The following is a 19175-nucleotide window of genomic DNA, read 5'->3' as shown; positions in this document are numbered from 1 at the left end:
TAAAAGCCATATCCCGTTATGGACATGGCTGAATTCGTCATGTTTCCATAGTTTTTTATAGAGGGTATCAGCTATGAACCTCTCCCGCTTCTAGTCGGGCATTTAATTCATCCATATGATAGCGGATATTTGGAAAAGAGTCAAACTAATTTTTTCCTTTGGTAGAACTCTTTTATTATAAAGTGAGGCAAGGAGGCTTTGATGGACTGAGTATAAAGAGCCACTGGAATTCAAGTGCTTTCCAGCTACCAGCTGTTATGTTTCGACATATAAATCTTATAGGGGTACCACGATATATCCATCAAGCTAACGGTGTAAATTACCGGGTGCGAAATCATTCTTGTTTCAAAACGAGCGAGTAATAGAAAAGTAGGTATGTCAAAGAAGCTTACTAAAATACATTTTTTTCACTAGGCAGCTTGTTTATATTTTACGATCCCTCCATACGTATTGAATGGAAGGAAGACCTATTTAGATGAAAATTATTCACTGCTTAATCTGATGGCTATGGGGACCTAAGTAGTTACAAAAAATATGTATCTAAACGAATTTTCTATAAGTGCATGGCATAAAAGTAGGTTGTAGGAAAAAATTGGCAACATACAACATTGCATTATTCTTAGAAATTTTAAAGTGAGGAGCGTTTGTGAATGCTTTTAAAGAGAAAATCCGAGCAAGCCAAAGGAAATGTTTTACTTAAGCGTCTATTTCTTGTATCGTTCACTCTTACTATCACCGTTAGTAGTTGGATTCCCTGGGATAATGCTGAAGCCGAAGTAATTGAATCTGGGCCTAAATTGACAGAAGTAGGGCCAACCCGGGATGACAATGGCTTCCCGTTCTGGTATAAAGATTCGAATGGCGTAAAATTGGAGCTTTGTTTAGATCCGGCAGATCCTTATTGTGGATTAATAGAGGAAGAGGAAGAGGCTGATCCAGCCACTTTAGGTTTCGATCCAAACTTGCCAATTCAATTCCCTGACAATTACCCTGGTGAGGCATTTTATCAAATGGCCGAAGCTGAAATTGAATCTGGCAATGTGAGTGCGAGAGGAACTTTCGCTCTTGAAGCCTCATTTAATAGTGAGGTGCCAGCAGTCGGTGATCAAACTGTATTTGGACGTGTCCGTATTAGAGTGGATGGGCTAACTCCTAATTCCAATTACACGATCACACATCCATATGGAAAAGATATTATTAAAACTGATGCTGAAGGTGAAATTAACTACACAGAGGATATCGGAGCCGGCGGTGGTTTCAATGCAGCACTTAACAGCCGAATCGGTACGTTTTTAAAATGGGATCCATCTGTAGCACCAGCGGCACCAGAGGGCTATATTGGTGATCCTAATGTGCTTCATAGAGTTACTGGAGGATATCAAAATCAAAATTACTTCCGTATTGAAGGACCAGGGCTTGGAAGATTGGGAAGAATTCAGACAAACCTGTTTTCACTGATGGGGAAAATATCCACTACTAATGGATTAGATATCCAACAAGCAACTTATAGTCAAACCGCTGATAGCGGATTTATTGATGTATTTGTTTTATCAGAAGTTGACCAAAACATTACAGTTTCAGGAACTGGTATTGAGACAACACCACTAGCCGGAAGGGATAACCAATATTTTGCTCATGTTCCTTATACAGGAGCCGAACCACCTGTGGAAATCACCGTAACGAATTTGGAAAATAACATCGATGATCCTGCAGATGATACGATAAAAACAATTAAACCTGTAGATCGAATAATAGCCTCTGCTAATTACGATACCGCTGCTAAAACACTGACTATTAGGGCAAAATCAAGTGATGAGGTGAATCCACCAGCACTAACTGTTACCGGATATGATGGAATTATTGATCCTTCAACCGGCCAGCTAGCCGTTCCCGATTTAACCGTTATATCCCCAACGATTACCATCACTTCAGAAGCTAATGGAACCGTAACGATTCCTGTTGACATTAACAATGTTTCAGCAGCGCCTGCCGGAATGAATTAATCTATCGTGATTGGATTATAACCACAGTTACATTAAATAGATAAAGGTTAATTCTATGTAAAAAGGACCCTTAATTAGAAAGGTTTTGATTTTTAGTTTCCTTTCTAATTGAGGGTTTTTTATTTAAAGATTTTACTTTTATACATTTGGGTATTTAAATATATTAATAGATGGCCATCATTATTTTATACAAACCATCTATTGCCTTGTCGGCACAGCTTGTTCCAGTGCAAGAGGATGAATTTGAACACGAGGACGAATTTGAAGAGGATATAGAGATACCGCATAAAGTCCATTAATGAAAATTAACTATTAAAGGCTCCTAGTAGAGAATACGCTTAAATTTAACCTCATTCAGCAAATGCTTTTTGTACCGAAAGCTTGCGTAAGATGGATACTCATGAGCAACTAAAACAGCTCCCGCCTTCCCCGATATCCTCTCTCGTGGACTTAGTTCATTTAAATCAACTCCCGTCAGTCCGCGACAACCTCTCTAGTGTACTCAAAACAATCAAAACAACCGCTACCGGTCCACGAAAGAAGCTTCGGCTCTCCCAAATCTACAAACTATTCTTTTTCATTCCGTAGAACACATAACTATAATCCTGTGAATGTTTATGATAAAGATTAATTTCCTGTTTAATCATATTCACAACATCCAAAGCAACCGGAGTATCATTATATTGGCGTTCCATCGCTTCAAGATTTCGTTCAAGCGGATGGTAATATTCATTGATCCAATCTTTCTTTGGCAAAACAAATGAAAAGCGATAAGCATATCCTGAATCGGTTAGTTGATTCACTTTGTTGGAAATGGTATCGATTTCGGGATATGCTTGCGTCCAAAATTCCTTGCTTTCCTTGGAAGGATTCGCATGCAACCATGAAATTTCACTGCAAACCAGTTCGCCATCTTGCTTTAAAAATTGTTTCCACTGATGGAGACCTTCCTGAAAGCCTGCAATGTAAATGGACCCTTCCGCCCAAATGAGGTCGAACGTTTCCGGAGGGAAATCCATCTCCAACATGGAAGTATTCCGAACCTCGACTCTTTCTTCCAATCCCTTTTTGCGTAGTTGTTGTTGCAGTGTTTCCAGGTATTGCGGATTGGTATCAATTGCTGTGATTTGGGCATTTGGAAACCAATTCGCCAATATCATTGTATGAATCCCGGTTCCGCAACCTATATCCAGTATTTTTAATTCCTTTTCTTTTGCTGCATTTACCAATGAAATTGCTTTCATCGTTGATTGTTCGCTGCCTGGAGCCAGACGTGCCAGCCCTTCAAAAGCTTCGTAAAAATATTTTTTCATTTGTAGACACTCTCCTTTAGTTAATTGTTCAAGAGAAAGTATCCACCAGCTCTAAACATAAGTCAGACAAACAAAAACCTCCAAATTAAGATACTCTCATTTTTAACTATTCTTGCCCAATTTTCAACTTTACCCTTACTTTTAAACCAAATAAAAAACACATCAACGTTCACCATTGATGTGTGTGTGCAATCCAGTTTCATCCTCTGAACGTATTGAAAAACGCACCAATTTGTCTCATGATATTAATACCTTCTGATACCTTGCCTGCATGGTCCATTAACTGATTGATGTCTCCCGGAAATCTCCGTCTTGGCATTTGCTGCGGATGCATTTGTTGCGGTGGCATCTGATGAGGCGGCATTTGGGGATGTTGATTTTCGTAAAGGAATTGATGCCCTGGATGCCCTTGTTGTCTTGCTTGGTACTGAGGTCCATATTCAGCTCCATACGCCTGTCTGTGCATCGGCGGCATTGGTTGTCTTTGCTGCCTTGGAGGCATCGGTCCCCTTCTCGGATCTTGCGGGAAAGATCTGCTTCTTGGATTTCCTCTATCATTCGGCGGATAATATACCAACTTTCTCTTCACCCCCTATGGAGTTAACACCTTTTTTCTCTAATATATGAGTGAAGTTTTCACGTACCTGGACGCATAGAACGATGTCTAAAAATATATTTTGCATTTTACATTTAATCAAACAATCAAAAAACCCCCAATGGCTAAACCACTGGAGGTGCAGTCAAACATGATTAACGTGATGAGATTCGATCTGAAACGATCCGTACAGCTTTTATAAATTCCCCGACAAAAACTTCACGGTTTACGGAATGCAGCACATGGACATTTGGCGTTTTGCCTGTTTTATTTTGATAGTCCACCACGGTTGCTCCGCTTGCCGGACCATCCAGCACGGCTTCCACATAACAGTCCTGCCCTTCAAAGATGTCCGGTCTTAGTAAATACATCACCGCGCATACATCGTGAAAACGCAGTACTTGATCATAATTTTCCTCGTCGAAAGGCGTTTTCTTCATAACATTCAAATAATATGTAAGTAACCGATACGATTTTTTGGCAAATTCGGTACCGTAACTTAAAATCACTTTTGCTTCTTCTGGAGTAACAAACGCTTTGTGCGTAACATCCAGCCCACTCATAATCACAGGAATTCCGGAACGAAAAACAAGATCGACGGCATGTGGGTCAACATATGCATTAAATTCGGCCACTGCAGACATATTGCCGCCGACTGCTGCGCCGCCCATCCATGAAATGCGTTCAATTTTCGGCTTTACTTCGGGATGAGCGAATAATAAGGCAGCCACGTTTGTTAGGGGTCCTGTTGCCACGATTGTTACTTTCTCTTCGCTCGCCAGGATGGTTTCAAGCATGGCCGTTACGGCAGGCCGTTCACTTACCGGCAACGTTGGCGCTGGAAATTCCACATCGCCAAAGCCGCTTTCACCATGAATGTCTTCCGCTACTTCGAGTTCACGGAATATGGGTTGTTCTAGCCCTCGCGCGATTTCAACATTCGCTCCAATATAGCTTAAAAGCGTGCGTGCATTATAATTGGTCTTCTCTTGCGGAATATTCCCAGCACATGTAGTAACCAATCGAATATCAAATGCCTCTTCATTTGCAAACGCAAACGTCAGCATCATTGCATCATCGATTCCAGGGTCTGTATCAATAATTAACGGTATTTTATTCATATAATAAAAGCCACCTTACTTTTCAAAATCACTCTTTCAACCACCATTATAAATTATTATTCGAAAAGTATCTAAGAAAGCCACCCGGCAAGTTAGCAACTTTCTATCAAAAACGCCTTGGCGTAAATGTACCTGCCGCTTCGCTGTCGGTACAGCCAAAACATATGGACCTGACGCTTCGCTTTCGGGACAGCATGTGCGCCCAGATTTTATCGAGATACTCGATAAACTTCCTTTNGTCGGTACAGCCAAAACATATGGACCTGACGCTTCGCTTTCGGGACAGCATGTGCGCCCAGATTTTATCGAGATACTCGATAAACTTCCTTTTAAAATCTGTGGCATCCGCCGCAAGCCTAACTTCATGTACCATGAGTTATATTTCTTTTAATAATGCTTTCATGTTGATTGGATGATCCGCCGTTTTGTGTTCATCCACTTCCGCTTTGACCTCTACCGGGGTATTATCTCCGTTATCCATGCATGCCGAAGTGATGAAAGTTAATCCAAGAAACACGCCAATCAATACTCTTTTCCGCATTTTCCCCTCTCCCAGTCCAAAGTTTTTCTTATTATTGACTTTAGGAAGGAAAATATGCGGAACTATTTGGTCGGAATTTTAACGGTCGCAATCGTGAAGCCGTCCTCTTTGGAATGAATCTCAATATCGCCATAGTATTTATTGACGACCTCTTTTACAATAAACAGCCCTTGTCCCCGCACCTTGCTTTCATGTTCTGGTTTTGTAGTAAATCCTTGCTTGAAAATCTCCTTGTCATCAACAATTTTATATCCTGTATTCTTCACTTCGAACAGATAGCAATCTTCCATTTTATCGCATAGTATCGAAACATTTCGCTGACTTTCCGGCAATTCCATTGTTGCTTCCATCGCATTATCGATTAGATTGGAAAGAATTTTAATCAAATCGGTTGAAGTAATATGGTGGAATGAATCGTTGGCAACATCCGTTTTCATTTGTATCTGTTGATTTTGGGCAGCCACCTTTTTCGATTTCAGTAAGATGGCAAGGCCGGGATGTTCAATTTCCGGATTGATGGACTCGATTAAAAGCACTTCGTTGGACAAAGAATCTATGTATTCCTTGGCTTTGTCTATATTGCCAATAGCCAGCAATCCTTGGATCACTTGAATATGGTTCAAATAATCATGCCTTAACGAAGAAACAGAGCTGATCAGCGTTCGAATTTCCCCCTGATAGGTATCTTCCGTGCTCGCCAATTCTTTTGCTACTTCCTTCTGATACCATCTTTGCAAGAGGTGGAAAGAAATAATGATGATAAGAGTGAAAAGGGCATTCATTAAAAAGATCAGCAAATTATTTTCTTGTACCTTTTCTTTGACGGCATTGATTTTACTCGTACTAATATCGATGGCTAGATAGCCAATAATTTGATCTTCTTGATCAAAAATAGGGGTTCCTACCGTTAAATAGGTGCCGTATCTCGGATCATCAATCACTCCGGTGGTAAAAGGCATTCCCCGATAGCCTATTACTACTTGTTCGGGCGGGATTGTGGTTGGTTTACCAATCTCAAAGAAATCTTGTTTATCACGAGGCAATCCAGCAATCATCGTTTGTGAAACAGTCGGATTATCAATCTTTATCGTGTAGACAAACAAGGCACCCAAATCTACCCTAAAGTGATTTAATTCATCGTTAATGGCCCAATAATATTCATTTTTTTCTGGATTCATCAAGAATTTTTTGTACGTATCGACATCTAAAGTTTCTGCAATACGCTTAGCCGATTCAAGGCTTTGATTTGCGATTGATTCTTCCACCGCAGTATTCATATTTTGGTTGGTAACATAAAAACTGAGCACGGTAAAGAAAATCAACAAACAAATCGATAATATTAATATCATTTTTACCCTATAACTTTTCATTACCAAGTACTTCCTCATTATATTTTCCTTACCAACTATAATGGTACTATAGTAATGACCATTTTAAAACCTATAAATTAAATAAGTTTTCTATACTTTACGATTCAATCTTATCGGCCTACTATTTGGTGGAAATTAACTCGTAATTTCAGAATGACTTTCAGGCTTGGATAAACAAATTAAAAAGAGGAATTACAGAGATTCCTCTCCATAACCCCTCTCCATCAATGTAGATAAGCCATCCGAAAACAAATTTAATTCCAGGCAGTTCGTTCACTTTCCACCTGTGAATCCTGTTCGTTCGTTTGGTTGCCAGAATTGGTTTTAGACTTTACCTGCTTGATATGATCTTGCGGGTAAATCTCTGAAGCAATTTCCTGTTTGTTCCGTGCTGCTTGGGCGTGGCCTTGCTGATTAACATTGCACTGACAATTTGTCTGGTTTGCTTCTACCTTTGGCATTTTGCTATCCCCCATTGAATGGTTTAAACATCCAGAAAAATTCCTGGATGTTCATTCAATAGTTTGTCCCACAAATGTATATTTATTTTAACTTCATTCAGTAAAATTATTCTTCTTCTATAAAGTAGGGAGATGAATAGAACAGGTAATTGAATTCGGTGAGAGTTCACCCTGACTGAAACCAAGGAACTTAGACTAAGAACGCCACGTCCTGTGGCAGATGTTTTTTGTGCGAAAGCGAAGCGACAGCAACAACGTCTAAGTAACCAACATCCTGCTCCTGCGGTTACTCGTCGCAAAAGAATTTTGTTGGCCTAAAGCCTCCGGCGGATGTCACAGATTTTTAAAAGAAGTATATAAAGGAAGATAGCCTAAGAACGTCGCATCCTGCGACGACGGCTACCTGACCTGCATCGTGCAGGCCTAAGCTCGATATAATCTCGACGCATATGTTTTGACTGTGACGAAAGCGAAGCGGCAGTCACATATGTTTTGGCTGTACCGAAAGCGTTAGCGACAGGTACAAATACGCCAAGGCGAATTTGATTGAATCGAATTTACCCTTCGTATTTTTTGATCAGCTGTTTTGCCAAACCGGAAAATGCCTCATATTGCCCTTGCTCATCCCACTTTTCCTTAAAAGAGTCATACATTTTGCTATAATCCGCCGCTTCGGCCAAACGATTATTTTGTTTAAAAACTTCCTGGAATACATGAAGTTGTTTTTTCTTTTTCAGTTTTTCCAGAGTGGTTTTATGTACGTTGGAACTTTCATCATATTTTGTCACAACGATGCCGAGCGCTTCGATTTGCATATCCATATTCTTCGAAAATTCTTTTATGCGATTCACAACATAGGAAATGCCGTATGTAGATAGGAAATCGGGAATGGTCGGGATGATATAGCCGGTGGCGATGCGCAAACCGTTCAATGTAATGATTCCCATATTCGGAGGGCAGTCGACCAAGATGTAGTCGTAATTATACTTGATCGAACGAATTCCTTTTTTCAAAATTTCAATGGGGTTATCCGAATAAAATGGACCGGTCGGAATTTTCGCAAGCATGTCCTGAATATTGATGAGGTCTAAACTTGAAGGAAGCAAATCCAGATGTTTTGTGGATAGAATGTTCGAAACATTTTCTTGCAATGTTTCTTCAAGAATAAATTTGGTCTCATCCGGATCCAGAGCTTCTTCGAACAATGTTGCCAATGTGTATCCTTGCTTGTTTAATTTCTTCCACTGCTGATCGCCGATTAACATATTGGTTGCATTTGTTTGAGGATCCAGATCAATGAGCAATACTCTTTTGTTGAATTCGGACGTTAAAATTTCAGCTAAACCAACGGCCGTTGTTGTCTTTCCTACTCCACCTTTTAAGTTAATGAATGGTATAACAACTGCCATTTAACATCTCCTTTCCTCAGGCACTGTTCCTGCAAAATTTGGAAACCCCCTTTAAATAGCGTATGAAAGAGTCTCTCCTTTCATTAATCATTTTAGAATTTCCGATGCTTCGTATATTTCGCACAATCAGACATTTCTCGGGAAATAATTACACAATATATCAAAACCCATTGGCGTATTTGTGACTGTCGCTTTGCTTTCGTCACAGTTAAAACATTTGTGACTGTCGCTTTGCTTTCGTCACAGTCAAAACATATGTACTTGTCGCTTCGCTTTCGTCACAGCCAAAACATATGTGAATGTCGCTAACGCGTTCGTCACTGCCAAAACCGTGTGACTGTGGCTTCGCTTTCGTACAATAAAACATCTGTGGTCGTATTTTTGATAGCTTAAATGCTATTTTATTAAAAGCACATGAATTTTAGAAAAAAAACCGCACAAATGTTAATTAGCCACATTCATGCGCAATTATTTATATCGATTAAAAGCTTTATTCACCAACCTTTACAATTTGTAGAGAGGCTGCTGTATAGCTCATTCCTTCAGGTAATTCAGCGATTAATTTCACCACATCTTTTTCTCTTAAGGAATATAATTGGGAGGAAGTAAGCTGTTGGGAAACAGCGGACTCTGTATAGGAAGTTGGGATATGAATTAAATCATTTACCCCTACATGGATTCGAGCAGCTGTTTCCTCTATGCTATTTCCACGTCTTAGGGTAATGGAATAACCTATTTGATAAACACCTGCTACGCCCACTTCCAATCCTTCTGGAACCATTGTTACCTCATCATGTAAAGGACCCGAAACATCAAAATGCACTACGCCACTATTGGCGCCTTCGAATGCTCTATACACAAACCCATAAGCCAACCCTGCTATAGTTGGGGGTCCAGGCGGCCCTTCTGCTCCGGGTAATCCCGGTGGTCCCTCTGGTCCTGGTGGTCCTGGTGGTCCTGGTTTACACCATGGGAAATCAATGGCAGTTTCGCAACAAATTCCACTATGGCCGTCGTGCTCACAATCCTTCCTTGAATTAAATATCTCTTGTAATTCTTCTAACTTTTCATTTAATACAGATGATCTCTTTTTCATAGTCATCATTAACCGCTTTTCTCTTTTTGTCCACTGGTCACTTTCTAAATGTAAAAGCTGCGTTATATTTCTATTTAAACGTGAAATTTCTTTATTAATTTCGTACATTAATCGGAACATTGACGAGTGTACCTCCCGAACTAGATTGAATGGATATTGCACGTGTACCATCCGGTTGTACAGTAGATGGCCCAACTCGATATTGCCACTCACCAAGAGCATCAGTAGACACTTCCGCTAAGATGTTTCCACTTAGAGAATTTCCAATATGAATTGTCATTTTTGCACCTAGTACAGTGGATGTACCTGAAATTCGCCATTCGGTATCACGTGTTCTAAATTCCGCTCTCGTTACAGTTAAACTATCTGGTCTTGTCGATATTTGCACTTCATCTGATGAACTTCCACCTGGTCCACTAACAGTAAATCTAAATGTTAAAGTCGAAAATTCCCTCGGGAAAGTAAAAGATGCAGTTGGCGTGTTTGGGTTGGTTAGTTGAACTGGCGGCCCACCAACTTGTTCCCATAGGTAGGAGGTTACTTCGCCCGTTGCACTGCCAGCTAAAGCAACTACAGCTCCTTGTTGAACAATTTGATTTCCTCCACCGTTTGCAATTGGTTGCTGAGCGGAATTGAGTACTCTTACGACCACTATATCTGTTGAAGGTCCGCCGTCTCCTTCAACGGTCAAGCTGAATGTCAGCGTTGTTTCCACATCCGGCGCAACGAAAGCAGCTATAACCTCGTTTGCATTTAACAAATTGACAGGTTCCCCTTCTGTTTGAGTCCATTGGTAAGAGGTAATTGGACCTGTTGAACCACTTCCATCAAGCTCAACAGTAGTGTTGATCAATACTGTTTGATCTGCCCCTGCATTCGCTCTAACTCCCACAGGTGGATTATTTGACCCTGAAACTGTAATGGGAATGGTTTGTGTTCCTCCAGCAGTGGATTGGATTGTGATGCTTGCTGGAACCATGATTGTTGAAAGCTCCAAGACTCCACCTGCTGGAATTTCTATTTCTCCCATACCAAAGTCCAGTACAGTTAAGGTCACTGGGTTTATTTCATCGCTGGATGAAGCGGTAACTGTGAGTATTTTCGTTTCATTGTTATAGTTTGCAATTGCTGTAATGAAATCTGTAGGAATCGACTCTTTAACACTTGGCGGGTTATCACTTACATTCGTTACAGTCACGGTAGCTGGAGGTGTATCCCCTACATAATTCACACGGGCAAAGTAAAGTCCATTTTCCCCTTGCAAGATCGTTGGATTGATCCCCTCTCCCGTTACTTCAATTGTCTGGGGTCCTACATCGGATTCAGCAAATACATCAAGTGTATGCTCAGTCGTGCTTTGTGTATAAGTGGTTCTAGGTACATCCACCCCCGAGATGGTGGAAATTTTTCCAGCTAAGCTAAACAATCTTGTTTCGATTGTGTTGTCAGGATTATATCCAGGAGTTGTCGATTGAAATGGCGAACCGATGCCAATTCCCGGTCCTTCTATTCGAAATATATTCAGCGGCTGATTGGTTACTGGATCAATCATTAAACTCCCAGCAACTTCATGTAGTTCATTTGGGTCCCCAATATATCCTGCTGGAGCAGCCGGTGGAATATTGGAATCCCAGCTTATAAACGGAAATACCCGACTATTTAAGGCCAGTTCAAAGTTTCCTCCATCCATCCCTCCGATATCTTCAGTAAAGTTAATTTCTCCATCTTGATCTGCAACAAATTCGTCTATACCATATGGATGCATAACAGTATAAGTTGCACCTGGCTGGAGTCCTTCTACACGAATTCGAACTCGCCCAAATACAATTTGCTCTCCATCTACCGGCACTTCATTTACAAATGCTCCTTCCAAGGCTAATACTAATCGCGCCTCTACATTGCCAAATTCCATTTCCGCATCGGCAATGAAATAAAAAGCCTCACTTGGAAAATTACCGGGGAATGCAACTGGCTGACCTGGATTCGGCAAGTCGGCAGGTGTAATGAGTGAGAACGGATCGTTGGGGTCTGTATTTAGCATTAATCTTAATCCATTCTGGTCTTTGTACCAAACTGGAAAGCCATTAAGCGGATTAATAGGACCAACTGTCATCATATCTTCCCTTCATAAATTTAGTAGAATATCAAATTCCATAAAATTGGATATTTGAGATTCAAATTATATTATGAGACTTATATTTATGGCATTAAACGAATGACTAACAGCATACAAATTTTATTTTATGATTGAAAGTGTCCTTTGAACTTAGAAAATAGATTAAGGATTTTTTGTGGAAAAGTATGTGGTTGGAAAGGAGAAAATTTAAATTAATAGATTTTCTCTTGTGGATAATTCGTTTTTTTGTCCACTTTGTGGATAAGGTTGTAGGTATCTGTGGATTAAAAAATATTTTTTTCACAAGGCACTGTTAAATAAGTTGCTGATTTCCATTCAAAAAAGGACTCCCTATTGAAGTCCACTTGTTTCTATTCCACTGGAACTCACATCTGCAATAACAACAAATATCAACTTATCACTTTACATTCTTTTGGTAAATTACCTTCTTGTATCCATGCTTCTACCATATGATTAAAGAAGTCAGGCATGGCTAAAGATATTCCATGACCAATTCCAGGTATCATGATGCCTATACAATTGGAATTCCCTTCTACAATATCTTTTGCAGATTTTTTCATTACAGCTTTTTCTTTTTCTCCTACCGTAACCAATATCTTTCCATTTGCTTCTCCAAAGTCTTTAGGTATTTCAAACGACATGTTTTCTTCCAATACTCTAACAAGAGTGTCGGATTTCATTTGACAACTTTCTTCATAATATTTTTCAAAGTAATCTTCGCTTACATACAATGTTTTTGCTTGTAGTTTTGAAAAAAACCTATTTCCAATTAAAGGGAATGATAATTTAATAGTAGGTTTTATTATATTGTAGGCGTATGATATTGGTCTGACTAAAGCGCTATTTATTATTGCAAAATCTATTAAATCTGGTTTCATACTTAATATTTGAATAATTACTTGAGAACCCAAAGAAAAACCAATCAGGATGACTTTCTTTCCTCCGGCTTTTTCTTCGATTAATTTAATTAATTCTTCTGCACTGCCTTTTATAGAAAAATTAATTTCATTATTGTTTAATCCATGTTCAGGCAAGTCTGGAACAATGCAATGATAATGGTTAAAGTATTGAATCTGTTTATCCCACATCCATCCGCTTACCCCGCCGCCATGCAAAAATAGCATTAAAGGCGCACTTCGATCACCGTATTCTTGATATCGCAATGTCACAAAGTTCACCTCTAATTCATCAGTTAATTAAATTTTCAAAAATCCTGTTATATTAATAGCCGCTTCTTATGATGTGAAGCGGCTTCTTGTTTCTATGCTTTTTCCATAACCGCAAAATACTGCCCTTCGTCATCGGCAAAATTGAAAACCTTTCCACCCGGGATTTGGACGATTTCACCGACCGTTACATTTTTCTCTTTTAAATTCCCGTACAAATTTTCGAGATTTTCGACATAAAACATAATTGACGGCGTTCCCAGGTTTAGTTCCGGTGACATTTTGGCAACGAATTCTTTGTTGTGCAAAACAAAGGTTGTTTGGGCATCTTCGTTTGGTGCAATCTCAAACCATTGCATACCGTCTCCATTATGCTCCGAGCGTAACTGAAACCCGACTTTCTCTGTCCAGAACTTTACCGCTTTTTCTTGATCATCAACATATAGCATCACTTGTCCAATACGTTCAATCATTTCATCGCCCTCATTTCAAATTTTTTGTCCCTTATAAGCTTTTGAATAAATTAATAATCTATACTTTTCTTTATAAAAAGAACCCACCTACTAAAAGGCCTCCCAGAATCACAAACGCAGGGTGGATTTTCAACCGCTCGAGCGCGATATACGCAGCCGCCATTAAAATGACGGTCGCCAAAATGCCGATTGCTTCATAGGACGTATCAAAAAAGTCGAATGTCATTTCTGCCAATAAAACTGCAATCGCGGGCAATACGAAACTGGATAGCCGTTTCACTCTTTGCGAATGGCGATAGCGAAACAGTATATTCAGCAAAATTAACATCAAGATTAACGAAGGACCCACTGTTGCAAACAAAGCAACCAGTGCACCGGGGATTCCAGCCACTTCATAGCCGATATAACCGGCCATTTTCGTAGCAATCGGGCCGGGCAGCGCATTCCCAAAAGCGAGCACTTCACTGAACTCGCTTGTTGTCATCCAGCCATATTTCTCTACTACTTCATGCTCGATTAACGGAATGGATGATGGCCCGCCTCCATATCCGAGGATGCCTGGATAGAAAAAAGCCAGGAAAATTTGTAGATAAATCATTATTTATTTGCCTCCTCCCTTTCTGGCTTTTTCACAGGAAGAGACAGTGCAAGCACTAATAAAAACGTAATGACGATTCCCGGATGAATACCGAAAACGACGATGGCTAAAAATGAGAAGACTAATATTATTGCTCCCTTATTCCAGCCGAGGTTTTTTTTCGACTTCACCAGGAATTCCCACGTCAGCACCCCGAGCATCACGGCTACAATCGGCACCACGCCGTTTGTCATGCCTTGTACAAAGTCAAACTCTTTGAATTCGCTCAAAGAAGTCAGCAGGACAATCATTAAAATAACAGTTGGCAATACCGTTGCCAGTAAAGCATTGACCATCCCCGAAACGCCCCCAACACGGTAACCGATATAGCCGGCCATTTTGGTGGCAATTGGGCCCGGAAGCGTATTAGCGATGGAAAGTACATCCGAAAATTGCTCATCACTCATCATCTTGAATAGATCGACCACTTCTTTTTTTACAAGCGGTATGGTGGAAGGCCCTCCGCCAAAGCCCAAAATGCCCGACCGAAAGAAGGCAATAAAAATATCTTTTTGTTTTGGCCAAAATCCTTTTTCTTCAAAAGGGGCTGTTATTTTTTTCGTAATCAATGATCACTCCATCTCTCTAGCTTTTCATTTAATTTTCTATAAACCACCTGCATGTCCGGTTCTGTACTTTCTTCAATCGCTTGATTCAGTTCAAACCATCCAACCGCGCTATTTTCATCTTCTTTTATAGAAGTAGGAGCATCTTCGCTCGCTTCCAGTAAAAACGTAACATTGAGATGAACATGGGTTGCCACATGTTTGCCCTTTTTCACGTGAGCTGGAACGCCCAAAATTTCGATTGAATACATTTCTTCCGATAATGGCTTCACATTCGTCAGTCCTGTTTCTTCCTTTGCCTCTTTTAGAGCGACATGCAATAAATCCACGTCTCCATCCGCATGTCCGCCAACCCAAGACCACGAATTATAAATATTATGGTAAGCCATCAGCACTTTTGTCTTCGCTTCATTTACAATCCATGCAGACGCAGTAAAATGGGCAAATTCATTTTCCCTCGTCAATAAATTATCAAAAGTGTCCATATATCGTAAAATGATTTCTTGATCTTTTTCTTCCTGGGCATTGAATGGTGTATACCGTTCGAGTTGCTGCCTTAAATAATGCATAGATATCCCCTTACCCTTTTATATTATCGAATTTTTAGAATTGTTGGTGTATAGTGCGTCTGTTGTTTTTCAATCTGTGCTATTATCCTCTTGATCCGTCTTGCTTGAGGTTTGGTCATATACGGTTCTCGTTGGCTAATCGCCTCGAGGAATTCTACACGATTCTTTTCCGTAACGGCAAGCATTGTGCTTTCTGCATGCTGGGGTACTTCCCTCGTTCGGCAAGTTCTAAGGTGTTCAAGCAAATAAGGAAAAATAAGATTATTCGTTTCTTCACTGATGGATGCAAGCTTTGCTAACGTTAAGATGCCTTTATCTACCGTAATGACAGAACCTCTTTTAATGGCCGATTGAAGAACAGGGAGGTTTTTTAAAAGCGTTTGGGAACTTACCAGCGCAAGCGTCGATAAAACCTGCATGGCTCCCCAGACCATCCGGTTGTTCGAACTTTTCAGCAAATCGATAAATATTTGGGCATAATCACTAATCAGCTCCGGCTTTAACCTTCCAATTTCATAGGCCACCTTCAGGCAATCACTACTGACCTTTTTATCTTTATTTCTTAGATTTTCTATGATTTCTTGGATGCCTTCGATATTTGTATTTTCCACCAACTCTCGTGCCAATATCATATTGGGACGGGAATCTTTTCGATGGAGTGTCGTGGATAATTTGTTTAGTACGCTCATTTCTCTTCCCCCTAGGCGAACACTTATTGTTAAATATTTCTATCCTCTTATACTACCTTTACTTTTTCGATTTTTATAGACCTTACGCTACATTTACCATGATTTTGGCAAATCGAATCCTTCTGCTTTTCTTTAGAAATACTCAATTGTAATAATATTGTAATATTTCATACCCCCACAAACCAATAAAAGCTTACGAATAAATGAATGTCCGAATAAAAGTCGAGGCAAAAATCCAACCATGAGGTGAATTTAAATGAAATTCAAAAAAACGAGCGCTGCTTTATTGGTAGCCACATTGACAGTAGCAGGATCAAGCTATGTATGGGCAGATGAAAAATTGTTCAATCAACCTGAAGAAGAAACAGAAGGCGTAGAAACTGCGGAAAATACAGTTGATCTTGTGAACGCATCTGAAGAAGAAACTGCTTCAACAGACGAGAAAGCGACAGAAGAAACTTCGGCTGCTGAGGAAGAAACTACTGATGAAACAACAACTGGAGAAGAAGCAGCTGAAGAAGAAACAACTGAAAACTCAGAAGACACTACTGAGCCTGCAAACGAAGAAGAAATAGCAGCGACTGAAAATGATTTCCCTGCAATCCCGGAAGGTTACACAGCTGGAAATTTAGCCGCTTTAAAACAAGCATACGAAAATGCCGGCAATGATACAGCAAAAGCTGCAATTTTACGCAATGCCGAAAGAGCAATTGCTAAATTTGAAGCAAAGCAACAAGCTGCTAAAGAAGAAGCAGTTGTCATTGAATCAAATGAAGATGTTGTTGAAGAAACACAAGCAGAAGAACAAGCAAGCACTGAACAAACAACAACTGCACCAGCTCCTGCTCCTAAAGCTCCTGTAGCGGAAAAACCAGCTGCAAAACCTGCAAAAGCCGAAACTAAAGAAGTTAAAGCTGAGCAAAAGGCTGAGCGCAAAGCACTTCAAGAAGAGCAAAAGGTGGAACGCAAAACACTTCAAGATGAACATAAAACTGAAAAACAAGCATTAAAAGATCAACAAAAAGCACAAAACAAACAATCAAACGAGTAACATTTCATTTTTCGCTTATTTCCTGTCTATCTAAAATAGGGCCAACCCTATAATTTATGAATGTAGCTTTATCCATGGAAGATTGAAATATTATTAAAATTTTATTTCATTCTTTCATAACCGCTTTTCATTTTCCAAAAAGCCCTATACAATCATTAGGCATTCGGCTTTATGGGAACGGAGGGTATTTATGCTTTTGTCCATTATTCACGGACTATTCGAAAAACAAAATATGAACCAGCTAGTTCTAAAGGCAAAAGCGGGCAATGAGGAGGTTTTAAACGACCTCCTTTTTGCCGGTACTCCCTTTATTAAACGAACTGCGTCTTTTGTCTGTAAACGCCCGATCGATGAACACGACGAAGAATTTAGCGTCGCGATGAGCGGGTTCTATGAAGCGGTAATCGCTTTTAATGTGAAAGAAGCCGCCTCTTTCCAGACATTTGCCCACTTGATTATCAAAAGAAGACTCATCGATTATTTACGCAGGGAAACAACGCTTAAAGAAAGACACATGCTTTTGGAACCAGCCAACGATGAATCATCTGACCAGCATTTTATTTTTGATAAGCAATCGATCCATACATATAACGAAAAACAGCGTGCAACTTCCAGAAAAGATGAATTGATTCACTATAAAAACTTGCTGGCCGAGTTCAACTTGACATTCGAACAATTGACAAAATCTTCTCCAAAGCATGCGGATAGCCGAAAAACGGCGTTTCAAATCGCTCAACTCATTGCAGATACAGAAGAACTCTATACATATTTAATAAAAAACAAAAAATTGCCATCCAAGGATATCGAGGCATTGGTTGAGGTATCAAGAAAAACAGTGGAACGTCATCGAAAGTACATTATCTCAGTTGTTTTGCTTTTAAAGAGTGACTTTCATTACATAAAAGATTATGTTAAAGGAGTAATGCAATGATGCGCTCATTTAAAGGCATAGTGTGCGAAAAAAATAAAAAACATATGATTTTCCTAACAGAAAACGGTGAATTCCTTCGGGGCATTCCGCTTGATTCGAATGCCGATATTGGGGATGAGGTCGAATTTACTGTTGTGGCTGCTCCCCCACTTCTTAAGAAAAAAGGATTTCTGCCCGCAATTGCAGCAGCCATCCTTGTCATTTTTCTGGCAGCTTCCATTCTTCCAACCGGGAAAAGCACTTATGCCTATATCCACATAAACGGCGAGAATGCAATTGAATTAGCGATAGATGAACATGGGAATATTCTCTCCGTTCAATCCAAAGAGAAGAAAACAACCATGGAAGATTGGACTGGCCTTCCAATCGAGGAAGTGCTCGAAAAAGCAATTCAACAAGCTGTTCCCAACAATGGGAAACTTGAGATTTCCGCAAAGTTTGGAGAAAAAGCGGATGGCGAGATGAAAGAGCAGATTGAAATGATGGTCAAGGATGTTCGCAATGAACATGCTCAACCTTCCTCATCAACGAAGGAAGAGGGTTCTCTCGGATCCGTTCGTGCGGAAGAGGAGATGAAAGAAAAACAACCCTCCCCTATTATCGAGGAGGAAATAGAAGGAACGGAACCTCACTCTTCTACTCCTGAGAAAAGAACAGAGAAGACCCAACAGCACGTACCAATCTCGGAAAATAAAATGAAGGATACTCAACCATCCCCGACATTGCCCGAGATAAAAACGAATGAAATCAAAGCGGAACAATCGAAAAGCAACTCGCAGGCACAACCAACTGCAGAACCAAAGACAGCAAATGAAGAGCAGAAAGACTTGCCAAGCAGTAAAGTTGAAAAACCCGCTTCAGCGAGTGAAAATGCGAAGAAGCATATTCTTAAAGAAGAAGATAAAAAAGATGGAAATACAAAAGCATCTCAAAATAAAAATCAAACTAGCCATCCTGCAAAAGAAAAGAACATGGACAAAAGTGAAGAGAAGTAATTTCTAATCACATTTTTGCTTTTAGTACCTAAAAAAACGCTGATCCAAAGAA

The 19175-nt window shown here is 39.9% G+C and carries 19 protein-coding genes and 1 riboswitch; of the genes, 4 read left to right on the top strand and 15 right to left on the bottom strand.

Going from position 1 to position 19175, the window contains the following annotated elements; genetic code table 11:
* Positions 1-41 precede the first annotated feature (41 nt).
* A riboswitch (PreQ1 riboswitch) is annotated at positions 42-88 on the bottom strand.
* A 709-nt stretch (positions 89-797) separates the two neighbouring features.
* Positions 798-2003 (top strand): hypothetical protein, encoded by a 1206-nt coding sequence (locus D1B33_RS12250; RefSeq protein WP_147370406.1) that lies wholly within the window; start codon positions 798-800, stop codon positions 2001-2003.
* A gap of 560 nt (positions 2004-2563) precedes the next feature.
* Here the strand turns inward: D1B33_RS12250 and D1B33_RS12245 are convergent.
* The 15 genes from D1B33_RS12245 to D1B33_RS12180 all read right to left on the bottom strand — a co-directional run bounded on the left by D1B33_RS12245 (position 2564) and on the right by D1B33_RS12180 (position 16146).
* On the bottom strand, positions 2564-3316 hold the full coding sequence (locus tag D1B33_RS12245; protein WP_118876684.1) for a class I SAM-dependent methyltransferase: 753 nt from the start codon (positions 3314-3316) through the stop codon (positions 2564-2566).
* A 199-nt stretch (positions 3317-3515) separates the two neighbouring features.
* Positions 3516-3893: a hypothetical protein gene (locus tag D1B33_RS12240; RefSeq protein ID WP_147370405.1), complete on the bottom strand. Its 378-nt coding sequence runs from the start codon at positions 3891-3893 to the stop codon at positions 3516-3518.
* 173 nt (positions 3894-4066) lie between these two features.
* Complete coding sequence (locus D1B33_RS12235) at positions 4067-5032, bottom strand: nucleoside hydrolase (RefSeq protein ID WP_118876682.1); 966 nt, start codon at positions 5030-5032, stop codon at positions 4067-4069.
* Positions 5033-5408: 376 nt separating this feature from the next.
* The gene (locus tag D1B33_RS18475; RefSeq protein ID WP_158582972.1) at positions 5409-5573 is read right to left on the bottom strand and encodes a hypothetical protein; all 165 of its coding nucleotides are present in this window, start codon (positions 5571-5573) and stop codon (positions 5409-5411) included.
* Positions 5574-5635: 62 nt separating this feature from the next.
* The gene (locus tag D1B33_RS12230) at positions 5636-6943 is read right to left on the bottom strand and encodes a sensor histidine kinase (RefSeq protein WP_118876681.1); all 1308 of its coding nucleotides are present in this window, start codon (positions 6941-6943) and stop codon (positions 5636-5638) included.
* A gap of 254 nt (positions 6944-7197) precedes the next feature.
* The gene (locus D1B33_RS12225; RefSeq protein WP_118876680.1) at positions 7198-7404 is read right to left on the bottom strand and encodes a hypothetical protein; all 207 of its coding nucleotides are present in this window, start codon (positions 7402-7404) and stop codon (positions 7198-7200) included.
* 557 nt (positions 7405-7961) lie between these two features.
* Positions 7962-8813, bottom strand: a complete 852-nt coding sequence (locus D1B33_RS12220) for a ParA family protein (RefSeq protein ID WP_118876679.1) — start codon at positions 8811-8813, stop codon at positions 7962-7964.
* Between the two features lie 490 nt (positions 8814-9303).
* Positions 9304-10029: a collagen-like protein gene (locus D1B33_RS18585; protein WP_199677410.1), complete on the bottom strand. Its 726-nt coding sequence runs from the start codon at positions 10027-10029 to the stop codon at positions 9304-9306.
* Positions 10004-12025 (bottom strand): PKD domain-containing protein, encoded by a 2022-nt coding sequence (locus tag D1B33_RS12210; RefSeq protein WP_233549469.1) that lies wholly within the window; start codon positions 12023-12025, stop codon positions 10004-10006. The genes D1B33_RS18585 and D1B33_RS12210 overlap by 26 nt, the downstream gene beginning before the upstream one ends.
* 410 nt (positions 12026-12435) lie before the next feature.
* Complete coding sequence (locus tag D1B33_RS12205) at positions 12436-13215, bottom strand: alpha/beta fold hydrolase (protein WP_118876677.1); 780 nt, start codon at positions 13213-13215, stop codon at positions 12436-12438.
* Between the two features lie 92 nt (positions 13216-13307).
* On the bottom strand, positions 13308-13685 hold the full coding sequence (locus tag D1B33_RS12200) for a VOC family protein (protein WP_118876676.1): 378 nt from the start codon (positions 13683-13685) through the stop codon (positions 13308-13310).
* Positions 13686-13755: 70 nt separating this feature from the next.
* The gene (locus tag D1B33_RS12195; RefSeq protein ID WP_118876675.1) at positions 13756-14283 is read right to left on the bottom strand and encodes a chromate transporter; all 528 of its coding nucleotides are present in this window, start codon (positions 14281-14283) and stop codon (positions 13756-13758) included.
* The gene (locus tag D1B33_RS12190; RefSeq protein WP_407656731.1) at positions 14283-14891 is read right to left on the bottom strand and encodes a chromate transporter; all 609 of its coding nucleotides are present in this window, start codon (positions 14889-14891) and stop codon (positions 14283-14285) included. The genes D1B33_RS12195 and D1B33_RS12190 overlap by 1 nt, the downstream gene beginning before the upstream one ends.
* Complete coding sequence (locus tag D1B33_RS12185; RefSeq protein WP_118876674.1) at positions 14888-15457, bottom strand: NUDIX hydrolase; 570 nt, start codon at positions 15455-15457, stop codon at positions 14888-14890. Before D1B33_RS12185 ends, D1B33_RS12190 begins: the two co-directional genes overlap by 4 nt.
* Before the next feature lie 23 nt (positions 15458-15480).
* Positions 15481-16146, bottom strand: coding sequence for a hypothetical protein (locus D1B33_RS12180; protein ID WP_118876673.1), 666 nt, complete (start codon positions 16144-16146; stop codon positions 15481-15483).
* 256 nt (positions 16147-16402) lie between these two features.
* Between D1B33_RS12180 and D1B33_RS12175 the strand changes: the two genes are divergently transcribed.
* The 3 genes from D1B33_RS12175 to D1B33_RS12165 all read left to right on the top strand — a co-directional run bounded on the left by D1B33_RS12175 (position 16403) and on the right by D1B33_RS12165 (position 19123).
* The gene (locus D1B33_RS12175; protein WP_118876672.1) at positions 16403-17197 is read left to right on the top strand and encodes a hypothetical protein; all 795 of its coding nucleotides are present in this window, start codon (positions 16403-16405) and stop codon (positions 17195-17197) included.
* Positions 17198-17387: 190 nt separating this feature from the next.
* A complete protein-coding gene (sigI, locus tag D1B33_RS12170) occupies positions 17388-18128 on the top strand; it encodes an RNA polymerase sigma-I factor (protein ID WP_118876671.1) in 741 nt (246 codons plus the stop codon).
* On the top strand, positions 18125-19123 hold the full coding sequence (locus tag D1B33_RS12165; protein WP_118876670.1) for an anti-sigma factor domain-containing protein: 999 nt from the start codon (positions 18125-18127) through the stop codon (positions 19121-19123). The genes sigI and D1B33_RS12165 overlap by 4 nt, the downstream gene beginning before the upstream one ends.
* Positions 19124-19175 lie beyond the last annotated feature (52 nt).

The sequence above is a fragment of the Ureibacillus yapensis genome, from assembly GCF_003515775.1.
In the GTDB taxonomy this organism is placed as follows: domain Bacteria; phylum Bacillota; class Bacilli; order Bacillales_A; family Planococcaceae; genus Ureibacillus; species Ureibacillus yapensis.
The sequence above is the reverse complement of the archived record's forward strand: the minus strand, read 5'-3'. Positions and strand labels throughout refer to the sequence as shown.